The organism is Pseudomonas sp. SDO5215_S409 (assembly GCF_054071325.1).
The window spans coordinates 21,126-35,623 of the sequence record NZ_JBSVWN010000039.1; the positions used below are offsets into that span (position 1 = coordinate 21,126).

The following is a 14,498-nucleotide window of genomic DNA, read 5'->3' on the forward strand; positions in this document are numbered from 1 at the left end:
ATTCTAACCGGCGTTGGCCAGATCCGCGTACCGGTCGCAGTCCTGGGTGTGGTCCATGACCATCCCCGACGCCTGCATGAAGGCGTAGCAGATGGTCGGGCCGACAAACGTGAAGCCGGCTTTTTTCAGGGCGCGGCTCATGGCCTCGGCCTCGGCGGTGATGGCCGGGACGTCGCTGCGGTCCTTGAAATGATTGACCTTGGGCACACCGCCCACGAACGACCAGAGAAACTCGACCGGGTTGTCGAGCGCGAGCCACGCCGCGGCGTTGCGCCGGGTGGCGTTGAGTTTGAGGCGGTTGCGCACGATGCCGGGGTCAAGCATCAACGCGTCGATCTGGGCATCGCTCAGTTGGCTCAGGCGCTGGGCATCAAAGCCGAACAGGACCTTACGGTAATGGTCGCGTTTGCGTAAAACGGTGATCCAGGAAAGGCCCGCCTGGAACCCTTCCAGCAAAAGCAGTTCAAACAGTCCCTGCGCATCGCGCAGCGGCGTTCCCCACTCCTGATCGTGATAAGCCATGTACAGCGGATCTTCAGAACACCAAAAGCAGCGTGGCATAAGGCTCCAGGGGATGGTGGCGCGGCCGAATCGGGTATACTCCCGCTCTTTAAATCGCAGCCCAAGTAACAGGTGAATTTCGTGAGCCAGCCTACGCCAGCCGTGCGTACCTTCCAAGACTTGATCCTCGCCCTCCAGCAGTACTGGGCCGAGCAAGGTTGTGTGGTACTTCAGCCCTACGATATGGAAGTAGGCGCCGGCACGTTCCACACCGCAACCTTCCTGCGGGCCATCGGCCCGGAAACCTGGAACGCCGCCTACGTGCAGCCCAGCCGCCGCCCAACCGACGGTCGCTACGGTGAAAACCCCAACCGCCTGCAGCACTATTACCAGTTCCAGGTGGTCTTGAAGCCCAACCCGGAAAACTTCCAGGAGCTGTACCTGGGCTCGCTCAAACACGTGGGCCTGGACCCGCTGGTGCACGACATCCGTTTTGTCGAAGACAACTGGGAGTCGCCGACCCTGGGCGCGTGGGGCCTGGGTTGGGAAGTGTGGCTCAACGGCATGGAAGTGACGCAGTTCACCTACTTCCAGCAAGCGGGCGGCATCGAGTGCTACCCGGTGACCGGCGAGATCACCTATGGCCTGGAACGCCTGGCCATGTACCTGCAAGGCGTGGACTCGGTCTACGACCTGGTGTGGGCTGACGGCCCGTTCGGCAAGGTCACCTATGGCGATGTGTTCCATCAGAACGAAGTGGAGCAGTCCACTTACAACTTCGAGCACGCCAACGTCGACAAGCTGTTCGAGCTGTTCGACTTCTATGAAAGCGAAGCCAAGCGCCTGATCGAACTGGACCAGCCGCTGCCCTTGCCGAGCTACGAAATGGTGTTGAAGGCCTCCCATACCTTCAACCTGCTGGACGCCCGCCGCGCCATCTCGGTGACCGCGCGTCAGCAATACATCCTGCGTGTACGCACCCTGGCGCGTTCCGTCGCACAAGCCTACCTGCTGGCCCGCGCCAAGCTGGGCTTCCCGATGGCGACCCCGGATTTGCGTGATGAAGTGTTGGCTAAGCTGGAGGCTGCACAATGAGTGCTCAAGATTTCCTGGTAGAACTGGGCACCGAAGAGCTGCCACCCAAGGCCCTGAACACCCTGGCCGACGCGTTTCTGGCCGGGATCGAAAAGGGCCTGCAGGGCGCGGGCCTTAAGTTCGCCGCCAAACAGGTCTACGCCGCGCCGCGCCGTCTGGCCGTGCTGATCACCGCCCTGCAAACCCAGCAGCCGGACCGCAGCATCAACATCGACGGCCCGCCACGCCAGGCGGCCTTCGACGCCGAAGGCAACCCGACCCAGGCCGCCCTGGGCTTTGCCAAAAAATGCGGCGTGGAGCTGAGCGAAGTGGACCAGAGCGGTCCTAAATTGCGGTTCAGCCAGGTGATCCCGGGCAAGCCGACCGCCAGCCTGCTGCCGACCATCGTGGAAGACTCGCTGAACGACTTGCCCATTCCCAAGCGCATGCGCTGGGCGGCGCGCAAAGAAGAGTTCGTGCGCCCGACCCAATGGCTGGTGATGCTGCTGGGCGACCAGGTGATCGACTGCACCATCCTCGCCCAGAAGGCCGGCCGCAACTCCCGTGGCCACCGTTTCCATCACCCCGAAAGCGTGCGCATCACGTCCCCGGCCAGCTACCTGAGCGACCTGCGCGCCGCCTATGTATTGGCCGATGCCAACGAGCGCCGCGAGCTGATCAGCAAGCGCACCGAAGAATTGGCGCGCCTGCAGGAAGGCACCGCGATCGTCCCGCCAAGCTTGCTGGACGAAGTGTCTGCATTGGTGGAATGGCCGGTGCCGCTGGTGTGTTCGTTTGAAGAACGCTTCCTGGATGTGCCGCAAGAAGCGCTGATCACCACCATGCAGGACAACCAGAAGTATTTCTGCCTGCTGGACGTGGACGGCAAGTTGCTGCCGCGTTTCATCACCGTGGCCAACATCGAAAGCAAGGACCCGCAGCAGATCATCGAAGGTAACGAAAAAGTCGTTCGCCCTCGCCTGACCGACGCCGAGTTCTTCTTCAAGCAAGACAAAAAGCAGAAGCTGGAAGACTTCAACCTGCGCCTGCAAAACGTGGTGTTCCAGGAGAAACTCGGCAGCGTCTACGACAAGGCTGCGCGCGTGTCCAAGCTGGCCGCCTACATCGCGCCACGCATTGGCGGCAACGCGGCCTGGGCTGCGCGTGCGGGCCTGTTGTCCAAGTGCGACCTGGCCACCGAAATGGTCGGCGAGTTCCCGGAGATGCAAGGGGTTGCGGGTTACTACTACGCCCTCAATGACGATGAACCGGAAGAGGTCGCGCTGGCGCTGAACGAGCAGTACATGCCGCGCGGTGCCGGTGCCGAGCTGCCTGACACCCTCACGGGCGCGGCCGTGGCCATCGCCGACAAGCTGGACACGCTGGTGGGCATCTTCGGTATCGGCATGTTGCCAACCGGCAGCAAAGACCCGTATGCCCTGCGCCGTGCGGCCCTGGGCGTGCTGCGTATCCTGATCGACAAAAAGCTGGACCTGGACCTGACCCAGGCCGTGGTGTTCGCCGTCGGCCAGTTTGGCGCCAAGGTCAAGCAAGCGGGCCTGGCCGAGCAAGTGCTGGAGTTCATCTTCGACCGCCTGCGCGCGCGTTATGAAGACGAAGGCGTGGACGTGTCGGTGTACCTGTCGGTACGGGCCCTGCAACCGGGTTCGGCGCTGGACTTCGACCAGCGCGTACAAGCCGTGCAGGCCTTCCGCAAGTTGCCGGAAGCCGATGCCCTGGCCGCCGTGAACAAGCGTGTGTCGAACCTGTTGGGCAAGGCCGAAGGCCTGGGCAATGCCGACGTCGACCCGAGCCTGTTTGCCGACGCCAAGGAGTTCTCGCTGAACTCGGCCATCGCCAAGGCCGAAAACGCGGTGAAGCCGCTGATCGCCGAGCGCGATTACGCCGAAGCCTTGGCCCGCCTGGCGAGCCTGCGCGAGCCGGTGGACGCGTTCTTCGAAGCGGTGATGATCAATGCCGAAGACGCAGGCGTGCGGCGCAACCGCTATGCCATGCTGGCGCGTCTGCGGGGCTTGTTCATCAATATCGCTGACATTTCCGTGCTGGGCTGATCATGTCGAAACTGCTGATTCTCGATCGGGACGGAGTGATCAACTATGACTCCGACGCTTACATCAAATCGGTGGCGGAATGGATTCCACTGCCCGGCTCGATCGAGGCCATCGCGCAGTTGAGCAAGGCGGGCTGGACGGTGGCCGTGGCCACCAACCAGTCCGGCATCGCCCGCGGTTATTACGACCTGGCCACACTCGACGCCATGCATGCGCGGCTGCGCACGCTGGTGGCCGAGCAGGGCGCAACGCTGGGCCTGGTGGTGTATTGCCCCCATGGGCCGGCGGACGGTTGCGATTGCCGCAAGCCAAAACCCGGTATGCTTAAAACTATTGCTGAACATTACAACGTGCCGCTGGAAGGGCTATGGTTTGTCGGGGACAGCCTCGGTGACCTGCAAGCCGCCAAGGCCGTCGATGCTCAGCCGATTCTGGTAAAGACCGGGAAAGGCGAACAGACCCAGGCCAAGACCCTGCCGGCCGGTACGCGGATATTTGACGATCTGGCGGCGGTTGCCGCAGAACTTATCAACAACTAGCAGTCTTTCTGACTTCCTGACCAGGGATTGTTCTGGAACAAGCTTTTTAGGCGGGCCTTGCCCCGCAACGGTAAATGCCGCTATGTCGATCTTGCAGGCCATCAGAACCTTTTTCTTTTACCTGCTGCTGGGCACCAGTTCCTTCCTGTGGTGCACCCTGAGCTTTTTTATCGCGCCCTTTTTGCCGTTCAAGGCGCGCTACCGCTTCATCAATGTGTTTTGGTGCCGCTGCGCATTGTGGCTGACCAAGGTGTTCCTCAATATTCGGGTCGAGGTGCAGGGCGCAGAAAACGTCCCGGCGCAGCCATGCGTGATTTTGTCGAACCACCAGAGCACCTGGGAAACCTTCTTTCTCTCTGCCTACTTTTCGCCGCTGAGCCAGGTGCTCAAGCGCGAGCTGCTGTACGTGCCGTTCTTCGGCTGGGCCATGGCCATGCTGCGGCCTATCGCCATCGACCGTGACAACCCCAAGGCTGCGCTCAAGCACGTGGCAAAGAAGGGTGACGAGCTGCTCAAGGACGGTGTCTGGGTGTTGATCTTCCCCGAGGGCACCCGCGTGCCTTTTGGCACGGTGGGCAAGTTCTCCCGGGGCGGTACGGCCTTGGCGGTCAACGCCGGGCTGCCGGTGCTGCCGATTGCGCACAACGCTGGCAAGTTTTGGCCAAAGACCGGTTGGGCCAAGCGTGAAGGCGTTATCACGGTGATCATCGGCGAACCGATGTACGCCGACGGTGAAGGCCCACGGGCAATTGCAGCGTTGAACGACCGTGCCGCCGCCTGGAACGAAGCCCAGCAACGGGCCATGGGTTCGCTGCCACCGGAGCCCGTTGTGGTGGACACACCGGTGATCTGACGTTCTGTGGATAACCTGTGTACGGTTTGTTGGCAAATCGTTGGTTTTGTTTCGTAGGTTTATGATTTAGCTACATATTTCCATAGCTCATAAAACGGCGGAAAACGTGCATAAGTTTTTTGGCGATGAAAAAACCGGTCTTCAGGACCGGTTTTTTATGCACAAGGAAAAGGCCCGCGCTCACGTCTTCAAAACAGGCAGACGCAGGGTGAACGTGGTGCCCTTGCCCACCTCGCTGTCACACCGGATTTCACCACCGTGACGGCCCATGACGGTCTTCACCATGGTCAGGCCCAAGCCCAACCCTTCGGTGCCTTGGGCAGCATCAAAACGCCGGTATTGGTCGAACAGGACGGGTAGGTACTGCGCGGCGATGCCCGGGCCCCCATCGGCAATCCGGCACTCCAACCAGCCATCGGCGCTTGCCAGGCTCACCGTTACGGTGGTGCCGACGGGGCTGTATTTGATCGCGTTCTCCAGCAGGTTGAACAACGCACGGGTGAGCAGCGATTGATCGGCCCGGACCATCTCCTCTCCCGCAGCGTCAAGGTCGTGCAACAGGTGCGTGCCTTTCAAGCGGGCCAGCAAGGCCACCTGGTCAAACGCATCCAGCACCAGCATGGCGAACAGGCTGGGCTGGAACTGGTAGCCGTCAGAATCGGCCTTGGCCAGTTGTACGAAAGACTCGGTGAGGTCCAGCGCCCGACGCACTTGTTGCTCGATCTGGCCAAACACCGGTGCGGCGTTTTGCTGCATATCCAGCAGCGCCAGGATCGCCGAATGGGGCGCGCGCAAATCGTGGGAAAGAAAGCGCAGCAGGGTTTCACGTTGCCGCTGGGCATCGCGCTCGATGCTCAGGTCGGTGAGGCTCAACAACCAGCCCAGGGCGACGTCACCGTCGGCGGGCAACAGCGGCGCCAGGTCCACCCGCAGGCTGCGCTGGCGCGTGTCGCGAAACTCGATCAATTCCAACGCGTGCAGGGCAGGGCGCGCGCCGTCCTGCAACGGCGGATACCCGAGGGCCGCCAGCTGCTCCAGCAGGTTTGCGCCGACCGGTTCGCCGCCCAATACCTCGCGGGCAATACGGTTGGCCAGCAGCACATGGCCGGTAGGGTCGGTAATCAGCGTGGCGACCGGCAGGCACTCCAGGCCATCGGCCATGAACCGCCGAGTGTCGCGCGTGCGGCTGACCGCTTGCTCCAGCGCCACGATGCGGCCTTGCAGCACGTCGCTGGGGTGAACGGGCGCACGGCGGCGTTCGGGCAGCACTTTGGGTTCGTTGTCGAGGCGCGTCAGCTCCCAGCCGAAATAGGCCAGTACCACGCTCAAGCGGCGCCAGTTCCAGGTCAGGTAGCTGAGCAGCATGCCGAGCAAGCTCGCGGCCGGTGACCACCAGTGCCCCGCACGCAACAGGCCCCAGGCGCCGAGCAAGGCCACGGCCATGCACGCCAGGGTCAACCACAGCGCATAGCGCGGACGCAGCAGCAGCAAGCCCAGCAGCAACGCGACCAGCGCGGTGGCCAGCAGGGCTGCCGTCCACGCGGGCAACTCGACGATGCTCCGGCCTTGCAGCAGGCCATTGAGGATATTGGCCTGGATCTCGACGCCGGGCGTGGTGCCCACGCTGGCCGAGAGCGGCGTCACGTAGCGGTCACCCATGCCCGGCGCGGTGGCGCCTACCAGTATCAAACGGTCACGCAACAGCTCAGTAGGCACCTCACCGCGCAGCACGCTGACGTACGGCACACTGGCAAACCCGGCATCGCTGGCAATGTAGGGGATACGAATCGCGTTTTCCCGCTGCCATTGGGTATGACCGGGCGGGCCGGGCACGCCGGGCATCGGCGCAGCCGGGCCGCTCAGTTCATAGGCCAGCCAGGCCAGTTGGGGCACCAGGCCGCCTGTCGGGCCCTCGCGCAGGTAAAGGCTGCGGACGATGCCGTCGCTGTCGGCCTCGACGTTGATATGGCCCACGCTCCTGGCGCAATCGCGAAGGGGCAGCACCGGCAGAATTTGCGACACCGGCTGGCCGTAACTGGGCGAGCCTTCGCGAATCAACGGCAGCAGCACATTCCCGGCCTGGCACACGGCCTGGGCCAAACGCTGGTCGTTGGCAGGCTCACGGGCCGGCTCGCTAAAGATCACGTCAAACAGGATACCGGCCGGTTTGGCCGCGCTGAGCCGGTCGATCAGGTCCGCATGCACACGCCGTGACCACGGCCACTGGCCGAGCGCTTTCAGGCTGCGGTCATCAATGGTCACCAGCAAAATGCGGGGGTCCACCGGCAACGGTGCCAACTGACGCAAACCGTCGTACAACAAATTATTGAGGGCAAGCCCCGGGCTCATGGACAGGAACGCCGTGACCGGCAGCAACAACAGGCTGACCCACAACCACTCGCGAACCAGCCCATTGAACAGGCGCTGGGCCTGGGTAGGCTGACGTTTGTCGGCCTGGCGCCATAACCTCACGGCTCACCCACTCGGCGGCTATTGCACACGCGTGGCGGGCGGGTAATAGAAGATGTCATAAACGCCGGTTTCTCCCTCCAGACCGTGAGCATCATAGGCCGACAAGCGCACGTGATAAAACGAGGCCTTGAGCCCAGTGAAGCTCATTCGCGGGGTACTGGAGAAGTTTTCCTGCTTGATATTCAGAAAGGTCTTATCCGTGGCCACCTGGGCCCGGTAACGCGTGGCACCGGGCAGCGGGCGCAGAAACAAGGTCCACACCGGCGCATCGCCTTTCTGGCCATCCTGGCCTACCAAGGTGGGCGCGCTCAGAAGGTCCATCGGTTTCAAATCCCCCTGCTTTTTGATCTGCAACCCTTGGCGGGCGCCGACCTTTACTTCGTCCACAGGCGGTTTGGGCTTGACCCGCTTCCCGGCAGGCGGCGTGTCCTCCCGGTTGACCGCGACCTGTCCGTCCAGAACTTCCACCAAGGATTGTTCGCCATCGTTGCGCACACGAAAATGCGTGCCGCGCACCCCCAGCACGCCGACCGGGGTCATGATCTGGAAGCAGTCATAGTCGCTGGCGCGTTTAATCACGTAGGACTCGACCTGGCCCTGTTCCAGGATCACCTGCGGGATCGACTGCTCGGCGACCAGGTGCAAACGCACTTGGGAGCTGGACGGCAGCACGATCCGTGAGCCGTCACCCAACAACAGGCTGACAAACGCCGAAGGGGAGGTTTTTACACCTTCCTGTTCGTCGATCACCATGCCTTCCTCCAGCACGCTCGGCACGCCCTTGGCGTCCAGCTTCCAGGCTTCGCCGGTCAGATGCTGGACCACCGCTGGCAGCGGCTGCGCGCGGCATATTTGGTGATCATCAATGTAGGGAGCGCGCGCGAGAGCAGGGCGCGCCAGGGTCGGCAGGCTGGCAAGCGCACACAGGGCAATCAGGCTTGAGCCCAACAAGGTGGATACACGGCGGGGCGGGCAGGTGAGGAAGGTCATGGCGCTCAGGATTCTGGTGTTGATGGTTCTTCAGAAAGCGTCTTGCAGCGCAAAGACCTTGAATACCGGCAACGATACCTAAGGACGGCGCACCGGAGCAATCTGCAACCCGTGTTCAGGTGGACAGGCCGCTAAAAGACCCAACGCTGGTGCTCTTGATAGCCATAGGAACGGTGCACCGTCGGGTCCGCCAGGCCTCTATCGCTGCCGGACTCGCTCAAGCTCCGTGAGCCGTCGAATGCCACGGGGCCGACCGGATTGGACGCCACTACCGTTTCCGTGCCCAGGCTCGTTGCAAGCACGATCAGCAACATTCGCCCGCATAAGTTGATTTTTTCCATCAGGGCTACTCGTCCTTTTCCTCAAGCGTTCAAGCCGGTATCGTCCCAGCTTGTATAGTCGCGGTTCCGATGACTTAACGGCCATTTGATATCAGCGTACCGAGAGAGACTGAGCAACGGAGAATCTGGTCATAATTGTTCAGATTCGCCCGACTCTTCGACTGGAAAGGACCCCCTCCCATGCGCGTCGCAATATTGGACGACGAACCGGCTGAATTGCAGCGGGTGGAACAGACGCTGCGACAAATCCCCAACGCCGCAGAACAGCCCTGGTCATTGCATTGCTTTGAGCGGGGCGAAGACCTGCTGCGCCAGTTGCGCCGTGAAACCTTTGACCTGCTGATACTCGACTGGCAACTGCCAGACCTCAGCGGCCTGGCGTTACTGCGCTGGACCCGTGAACACATGGAAGCGCCGCCGGCCGCCATCATGCTCACCAGCCGGGACGCCGAGAGCGACATCGTGCAGGCACTGAACAGCGGGGCCGATGACTACGTCAGCAAGCCCTTCCGGCCAAATGAATTAAAGGCGCGGGTAAATGCGGTCCTGCGTCGACATGGGCTGCAGAAGCCCGCAACGGAAGTGCTGACCTTTAACGACCTGACCTTTGATGATGCAGAACTCACCGTCAGCCGGGCGGGCGCCCCCATCAGCCTGACCGAGCGGGAATATCGATTGGCGCGCTGCCTGTTCGAAAACCTGGCCCGGCCGTTGTCGCGGGACTACCTGTATGAGCGATTCTGGACACACGAAGAGATGGTGTCGTCGCGACCGCTGGATACGCACATCTATCGACTGCGCAACAAGCTGGGGCTGACGCCCGAACGAGGTTGGCAGCTGCTGACGATTTATGGCTATGGGTATCGGTTGGAGAGTGTGGTGAGTGGAGGAGGCGAAGGCTGATGTTCCACGTGGAGCATTCTTGAAATGCTGTTTTTTTCAGCATAAAAAAGGCCAACGCTGAGCGTTGGCCTTTTTTATTTTTTGACCGGCGAACCCGTTAGAAGTCCAGGTTCGACACCGCCAATGCGTTGCTCTCGATGAAGTCACGACGGGGTTCGACCGCATCACCCATCAGGGTGTTGAAGATCTGGTCCGCGCCAATGGCGTCTTCGATGGTCACTTTCAACATACGGCGCTGGCTTGGGTCCATGGTGGTTTCCCACAGCTGATCGGGGTTCATTTCGCCCAGACCTTTATAGCGCTGAATGGTGTGGCGCTTGGTGCTTTCAGCCATCAGCCAGTCCAAGGCTTCCTTGAACTCTTTGACCGGCTTCTTGCGCTCACCCCGTTGAATGTAGGCGCCGTCGTCCAGCAAGCTGCTCAGTTGCGCGCCCAGGGTCACGACGGTTTTGTAGTCGTTGCTGCCGAAGAAGTCGCGGTTGAAAGTGACGTAGTTCGACAGGCCGTGGGAGATCAGTTCGACCTCTGGCAGCCAGACGTTACGCTCACGGTCTTCACGCAGGCTGGCTTTGTAGACCAGGCCGGATTTTTCCACAGTACGCAGGCGCAGTTCGTACTGTTCCAACCAGGCTTGCATCGCAGCGTGGTCGGACAGTTGCTCCAGGCTCACGGCCGGCAGGTAGATGAAGTGCTCGGTCAACTCCTGAGGGTACAGGCGCGACAAACGCTTGAGGGTCTTCATCACCATGCGGAAGTCGTTTACCAGGCGCTCCAGCGCCTCGCCGGAGATACCCGGAGCTTCTTCGTTCAAGTGCAGGCTGGCATCTTCCAGGGCCGACTGCGTCATGTACTCTTCCATGGCGTCGTCGTCTTTGATGTATTGCTCTTGCTTGCCCTTCTTCACTTTGTACAGCGGCGGCTGAGCGATGTAGATGTAACCGCGCTCGATCAACTCCGGCAATTGACGGAAGAAGAAGGTCAGCAGCAGGGTACGGATGTGCGAACCGTCGACGTCAGCATCGGTCATGATGATGATGTTGTGATAACGCAATTTGTCGATGTTGTACTCTTCGCGACCGATACCGCAGCCCAGCGCCGTGATCAGCGTGCCGACTTCCTGCGAGGAGATCATCTTGTCGAAACGGGCTTTCTCGACGTTGAGGATCTTGCCCTTCAACGGCAGGATGGCCTGGGTGCGACGGTTACGACCCTGCTTGGCGGAACCGCCAGCAGAGTCACCTTCCACCAGGTAAAGCTCGGAGAGGGCAGGGTCTTTCTCTTGGCAGTCCGCCAGTTTGCCTGGCAGGCCGGCGATGTCCAGCGCGCCTTTACGGCGGGTCATTTCACGGGCTTTACGCGCCGCTTCACGGGCCCGCGCCGCATCGATCATCTTGCCGACGACCAGCTTGGCCTCGTTCGGGTTTTCCAGCAGGAAGTCGGAGAAGTACTTGCCCATCTCCTGTTCCACGGCGGTCTTCACTTCGGAAGACACCAGCTTGTCTTTGGTCTGGGAGCTGAACTTGGGGTCCGGCACTTTCACCGAGATGATCGCCGTGAGGCCTTCGCGGGCATCGTCACCGGTGGTGGCGACTTTGTGCTTCTTCGCCAGGCCTTCCGCTTCGATGTAGTTGTTCAGGTTACGCGTCAACGCCGAGCGGAACCCCACCAGGTGAGTACCGCCATCGCGCTGTGGAATGTTGTTGGTGAAGCACAACAGGTTCTCGTTGAAGCTGTCGTTCCACTGCAGGGCGATTTCAACGCCAATACCGTCTTCGCGCTGGATGTTGAAGTGGAACACCTGGTTGACCGCAGTCTTGTTGGTGTTCAGGTATTCAACGAACGCACGCAGGCCACCTTCGTACTTGAACAGCTCTTCCTTGCCGGAACGCTCGTCTTTGAGGACGATGCCCACACCGGAGTTGAGGAAAGACAGTTCACGAATCCGCTTGGCCAGGATGTCCCAGCTGAAGTGGATATTCTTGAAGGTTTCGGCAGAGGCTTTGAAGTGGATCTGGGTGCCCGTGGTTTCGCTGTCGCCCACGATCGCCATGGGTGCTTGCGGCACGCCGTGCACGTAGGTTTGTTCCCAGATTTTGCCGCTGCGGCGCACGGTGAGCACGAGTTCTTCGGACAGGGCGTTTACAACCGACACCCCCACACCGTGCAAGCCACCGGACACTTTATAGGAGTTATCGTCGAACTTACCGCCAGCGTGGAGCACGGTCATGATGACCTCTGCCGCCGAAACGCCTTCTTCTTTATGCACATCAACCGGAATGCCGCGACCGTTGTCGCGCACGGTGATCGATTCGTCCGGGTGAATGATGATGCTGATGTCGTCGCAGTGACCGGCCAGCGCTTCGTCGATCGAGTTGTCGACCACCTCGAACACCATGTGGTGCAGACCGCTGCCATCATCGGTATCGCCGATGTACATACCGGGACGTTTGCGTACGGCATCCAAACCTTTAAGCACCTTGATGCTGTTTGAGTCGTACGTATTTTCTTCGCTCATGCCTTCACTCCCGATGGTCGTGGGTCTGGGTGATACGGCCTTGTTCCACGTGGAACAAAGCGACTGGCGTTTCCGTCTGCCAGCCTTCCCTCAATAATTCGTGGTCTACACAGGTGATGAACACCTGGCAGCGTAAGTCTTCCAACAAGCGGCACAGCGCGCGGCGGTGTTGATCGTCCAGTTCAGACGGCAAGTCATCCACCAGATAAATACATTGACCGCGTCGGGCCTGGCTCACCAGATGCCCCTGGGCAATACGCAATGCGCACACCACCAACTTCTGCTGACCGCGCGACAAAATATCCGCGGCATTGTGTGCACCTAGCCTGAGACGCAAATCAGCCCGTTGTGGCCCAGCCTGGGTATGACCCATTTGCTGATCGCGTTGCAGGGACCCGGCGAGCACGGCACTCAGCTCCCGGTCTTTGTCCCAACCACGGTAATAGCTCAGCGTTAAACCTTCGAGCGCCAGCAACTCGCTCAAGGTTTGCTCAAAGACTGGTTTCAAGGCTTTGATGTAAGTGCGGCGGTATTCATCTATTTCGTCACTGGCCAGGCACAGTTCACGGTCCCAGGCCGCTTGCGAAGCGGCGTCAAGTGTACCATGCCGCAGCCACGAGTTCCGCTGCCGCAGGGCCTTCTGCAGGCGCTGCCAAGTGGCCATGAAACGCGGTTCCACGTGGAACACTCCCCAATCAAGAAACTGCCTGCGAATCTTGGGGGCGCCTTCCAGCAAGCGGAAGCTGTCTGGGTTGATCAACTGCAGCGGCAGAATTTCTGCCAGTTGCGCAGCACTGCGCGCATTTTGCCCGTCGATGCGGATTTGAAACTCCCCCTGGCGATCACGGGATATCCCCAAGTTGCTCTGCCCACCCTCGGCCAACTCAACCTGACCGAACACCGTGCACGCCAACTGTTCGTACTGGATGACCGGCAATAAGCGAGCACTGCGAAAGGAGCGGGCGAGCCCGAGCAGGTGAATGGCTTCCAGCACGCTGGTTTTGCCACTGCCATTGGCGCCGTGGAGGATATTGATACGGGGGGAGGGGGAGAAGGTCACCGGGTGCAAATTGCGCACCGCGGTGACCGAGACGCGACTGAGGGACATCTAGCTTCTGCTGAAAGGGTTACAGGCGCATCGGCATGACAACGTAAGCCGAGTCATCGTTGTCGGACTCTTGTACCAAGGCGCTGCTGTTGGAGTCGGACAGAATCAGGCGAACCTGCTCGGTGGTCATCACACCCAGCACGTCCAGCAAGTAGCTCACGTTGAAGCCGATTTCCAGGGAGCCACCGTTGTAGTCGACGCCCACTTCCTCTTCTGCCTCTTCCTGTTCCGGGTTGTTGGCCTGGATTTTCAGCTGACCGTTGGCCAGTTGCAGGCGAATACCGCGGTACTTTTCGTTGGACAGAATCGCCGTACGGCTGAACGCTTCACGCAACGCCTGGCGATCACCGACCACCAATTTGTCCCCGCCTTTTGGCAGCACGCGCTCGTAGTCCGGGAATTTGCCGTCAACCAGCTTGGAGGTGAAGGTGAACTCGCCGGTGGTGGCGCGAATATGGTGCTGACCCAACACGATGCTGACGTTACCTTCCGGCTCGGTGAGCAGGCGCGCCAACTCCAGAATACCTTTGCGCGGCACGATCACCTGGTGACGATCCGGCTGACCGATATCGGCCCGCATGGCACACATGGCCAGGCGGTGACCGTCGGTGGCCACTGCGCGAATCACGCCTTCGGAAACTTCCAGCAGCATGCCGTTGAGGTAATAACGCACGTCTTGCTGGGCCATGGCGAAGCTGGTGCGCTCGATCAAACGGCGCAGCTTGCTTTGTTCCAGGCTGCACGTCAGCGAACCCGGGCCTTCTTCGACGGTCGGGAAATCGTTGGCGGGCAAGGTCGACAGAGTGAAGCGGCTGCGACCCGCTTTCACGACCAGCTTCTGCTCGTCGACCTTGATGTCGATCAGGGCGTCGTTGGGCAGGCTCTTGCAAATGTCCATCAGCTTGCGCGCAGGCACGGTGATCTCGCCGGGTTCGGCGGGTTCTTCCAGTTGCACGCGGCCGACCAGTTCAACTTCCAGGTCGGTGCCGGTCAAGGACAACTGCTGGCCTTCGACCACCAGCAATACGTTGGAAAGCACCGGCAAGGTCTGTCGGCGCTCGACGACGCCTGCGACCAGTTGCAGGGGTTTCAACAGGGCTTCGCGTTGAATGGTGAAATGCATGGTCTAG

The 14,498-nt window shown here is 60.8% G+C and carries 12 protein-coding genes; 5 read left to right on the forward strand and 7 right to left on the reverse strand.

Translation table 11 applies throughout. From position 1 onward, the window contains the following. Positions 1–3 precede the first annotated feature (3 nt). Complete coding sequence (gene tag, locus ACW9H9_RS19310) at positions 4–561, reverse strand: DNA-3-methyladenine glycosylase I (RefSeq protein WP_457344785.1); 558 nt, start codon at positions 559–561, stop codon at positions 4–6. Positions 562–642: 81 nt separating this feature from the next. On the opposite strand from tag, the gene glyQ reads away from it, so the two are divergent. The 4 genes from glyQ (at position 643) to ACW9H9_RS19330 (ending at position 5,039) form a co-directional block, all read left to right on the forward strand. Continuing rightward, positions 643–1,596 (forward strand): glycine--tRNA ligase subunit alpha, encoded by a 954-nt coding sequence (gene glyQ, locus ACW9H9_RS19315; RefSeq protein ID WP_022641565.1) that lies wholly within the window; start codon positions 643–645, stop codon positions 1,594–1,596. Next, positions 1,593–3,647 (forward strand): glycine--tRNA ligase subunit beta, encoded by a 2,055-nt coding sequence (glyS, locus tag ACW9H9_RS19320; RefSeq protein ID WP_457344786.1) that lies wholly within the window; start codon positions 1,593–1,595, stop codon positions 3,645–3,647. The genes glyQ and glyS overlap by 4 nt, the downstream gene beginning before the upstream one ends. Before the next feature lie 2 nt (positions 3,648–3,649). Beyond that, the gene (gene gmhB / locus ACW9H9_RS19325) at positions 3,650–4,186 is read left to right on the forward strand and encodes a D-glycero-beta-D-manno-heptose 1,7-bisphosphate 7-phosphatase (protein WP_457344787.1); all 537 of its coding nucleotides are present in this window, start codon (positions 3,650–3,652) and stop codon (positions 4,184–4,186) included. Between the two features lie 82 nt (positions 4,187–4,268). After that, positions 4,269–5,039 carry a lysophospholipid acyltransferase family protein gene (locus tag ACW9H9_RS19330; protein WP_457344788.1) on the forward strand — a complete coding sequence of 257 codons (771 nt, stop codon included), beginning with the start codon at positions 4,269–4,271 and terminating at the stop codon, positions 5,037–5,039. 180 nt (positions 5,040–5,219) lie between these two features. On the opposite strand, the gene ACW9H9_RS19335 is transcribed toward ACW9H9_RS19330, so the two are convergent. The 3 genes from ACW9H9_RS19335 to ACW9H9_RS19345 form a co-directional block, all read right to left on the reverse strand. Continuing rightward, on the reverse strand, positions 5,220–7,511 hold the full coding sequence (locus ACW9H9_RS19335; RefSeq protein WP_457344789.1) for a CHASE2 domain-containing protein: 2,292 nt from the start codon (positions 7,509–7,511) through the stop codon (positions 5,220–5,222). Between the two features lie 18 nt (positions 7,512–7,529). Then, positions 7,530–8,501, reverse strand: coding sequence for a FecR family protein (locus ACW9H9_RS19340; RefSeq protein ID WP_457344790.1), 972 nt, complete (start codon positions 8,499–8,501; stop codon positions 7,530–7,532). 131 nt (positions 8,502–8,632) lie between these two features. Beyond that, positions 8,633–8,842: a hypothetical protein gene (locus ACW9H9_RS19345; RefSeq protein WP_457344791.1), complete on the reverse strand. Its 210-nt coding sequence runs from the start codon at positions 8,840–8,842 to the stop codon at positions 8,633–8,635. A 180-nt stretch (positions 8,843–9,022) separates the two neighbouring features. On the opposite strand from ACW9H9_RS19345, the gene ACW9H9_RS19350 reads away from it, so the two are divergent. Beyond that, positions 9,023–9,745, forward strand: a complete 723-nt coding sequence (locus ACW9H9_RS19350; RefSeq protein WP_457344792.1) for a response regulator transcription factor — start codon at positions 9,023–9,025, stop codon at positions 9,743–9,745. 97 nt (positions 9,746–9,842) lie between these two features. Here ACW9H9_RS19350 and gyrB read toward each other — a convergent pair whose 3' ends face one another. Genes gyrB through dnaN form a run of 3 tightly spaced genes read right to left on the reverse strand, consistent with a single transcriptional unit; the run spans position 9,843 to position 14,491 of the window. Next, positions 9,843–12,260, reverse strand: coding sequence for a DNA topoisomerase (ATP-hydrolyzing) subunit B (gene gyrB / locus ACW9H9_RS19355; protein ID WP_457344793.1), 2,418 nt, complete (start codon positions 12,258–12,260; stop codon positions 9,843–9,845). Positions 12,261–12,264: 4 nt separating this feature from the next. Then, the gene (recF, locus tag ACW9H9_RS19360) at positions 12,265–13,368 is read right to left on the reverse strand and encodes a DNA replication/repair protein RecF (RefSeq protein ID WP_457344794.1); all 1,104 of its coding nucleotides are present in this window, start codon (positions 13,366–13,368) and stop codon (positions 12,265–12,267) included. A gap of 19 nt (positions 13,369–13,387) precedes the next feature. Beyond that, positions 13,388–14,491 carry a DNA polymerase III subunit beta gene (gene dnaN / locus ACW9H9_RS19365; protein WP_457344795.1) on the reverse strand — a complete coding sequence of 368 codons (1,104 nt, stop codon included), beginning with the start codon at positions 14,489–14,491 and terminating at the stop codon, positions 13,388–13,390. Between the last annotated feature and the right edge of the window lie 7 nt (positions 14,492–14,498).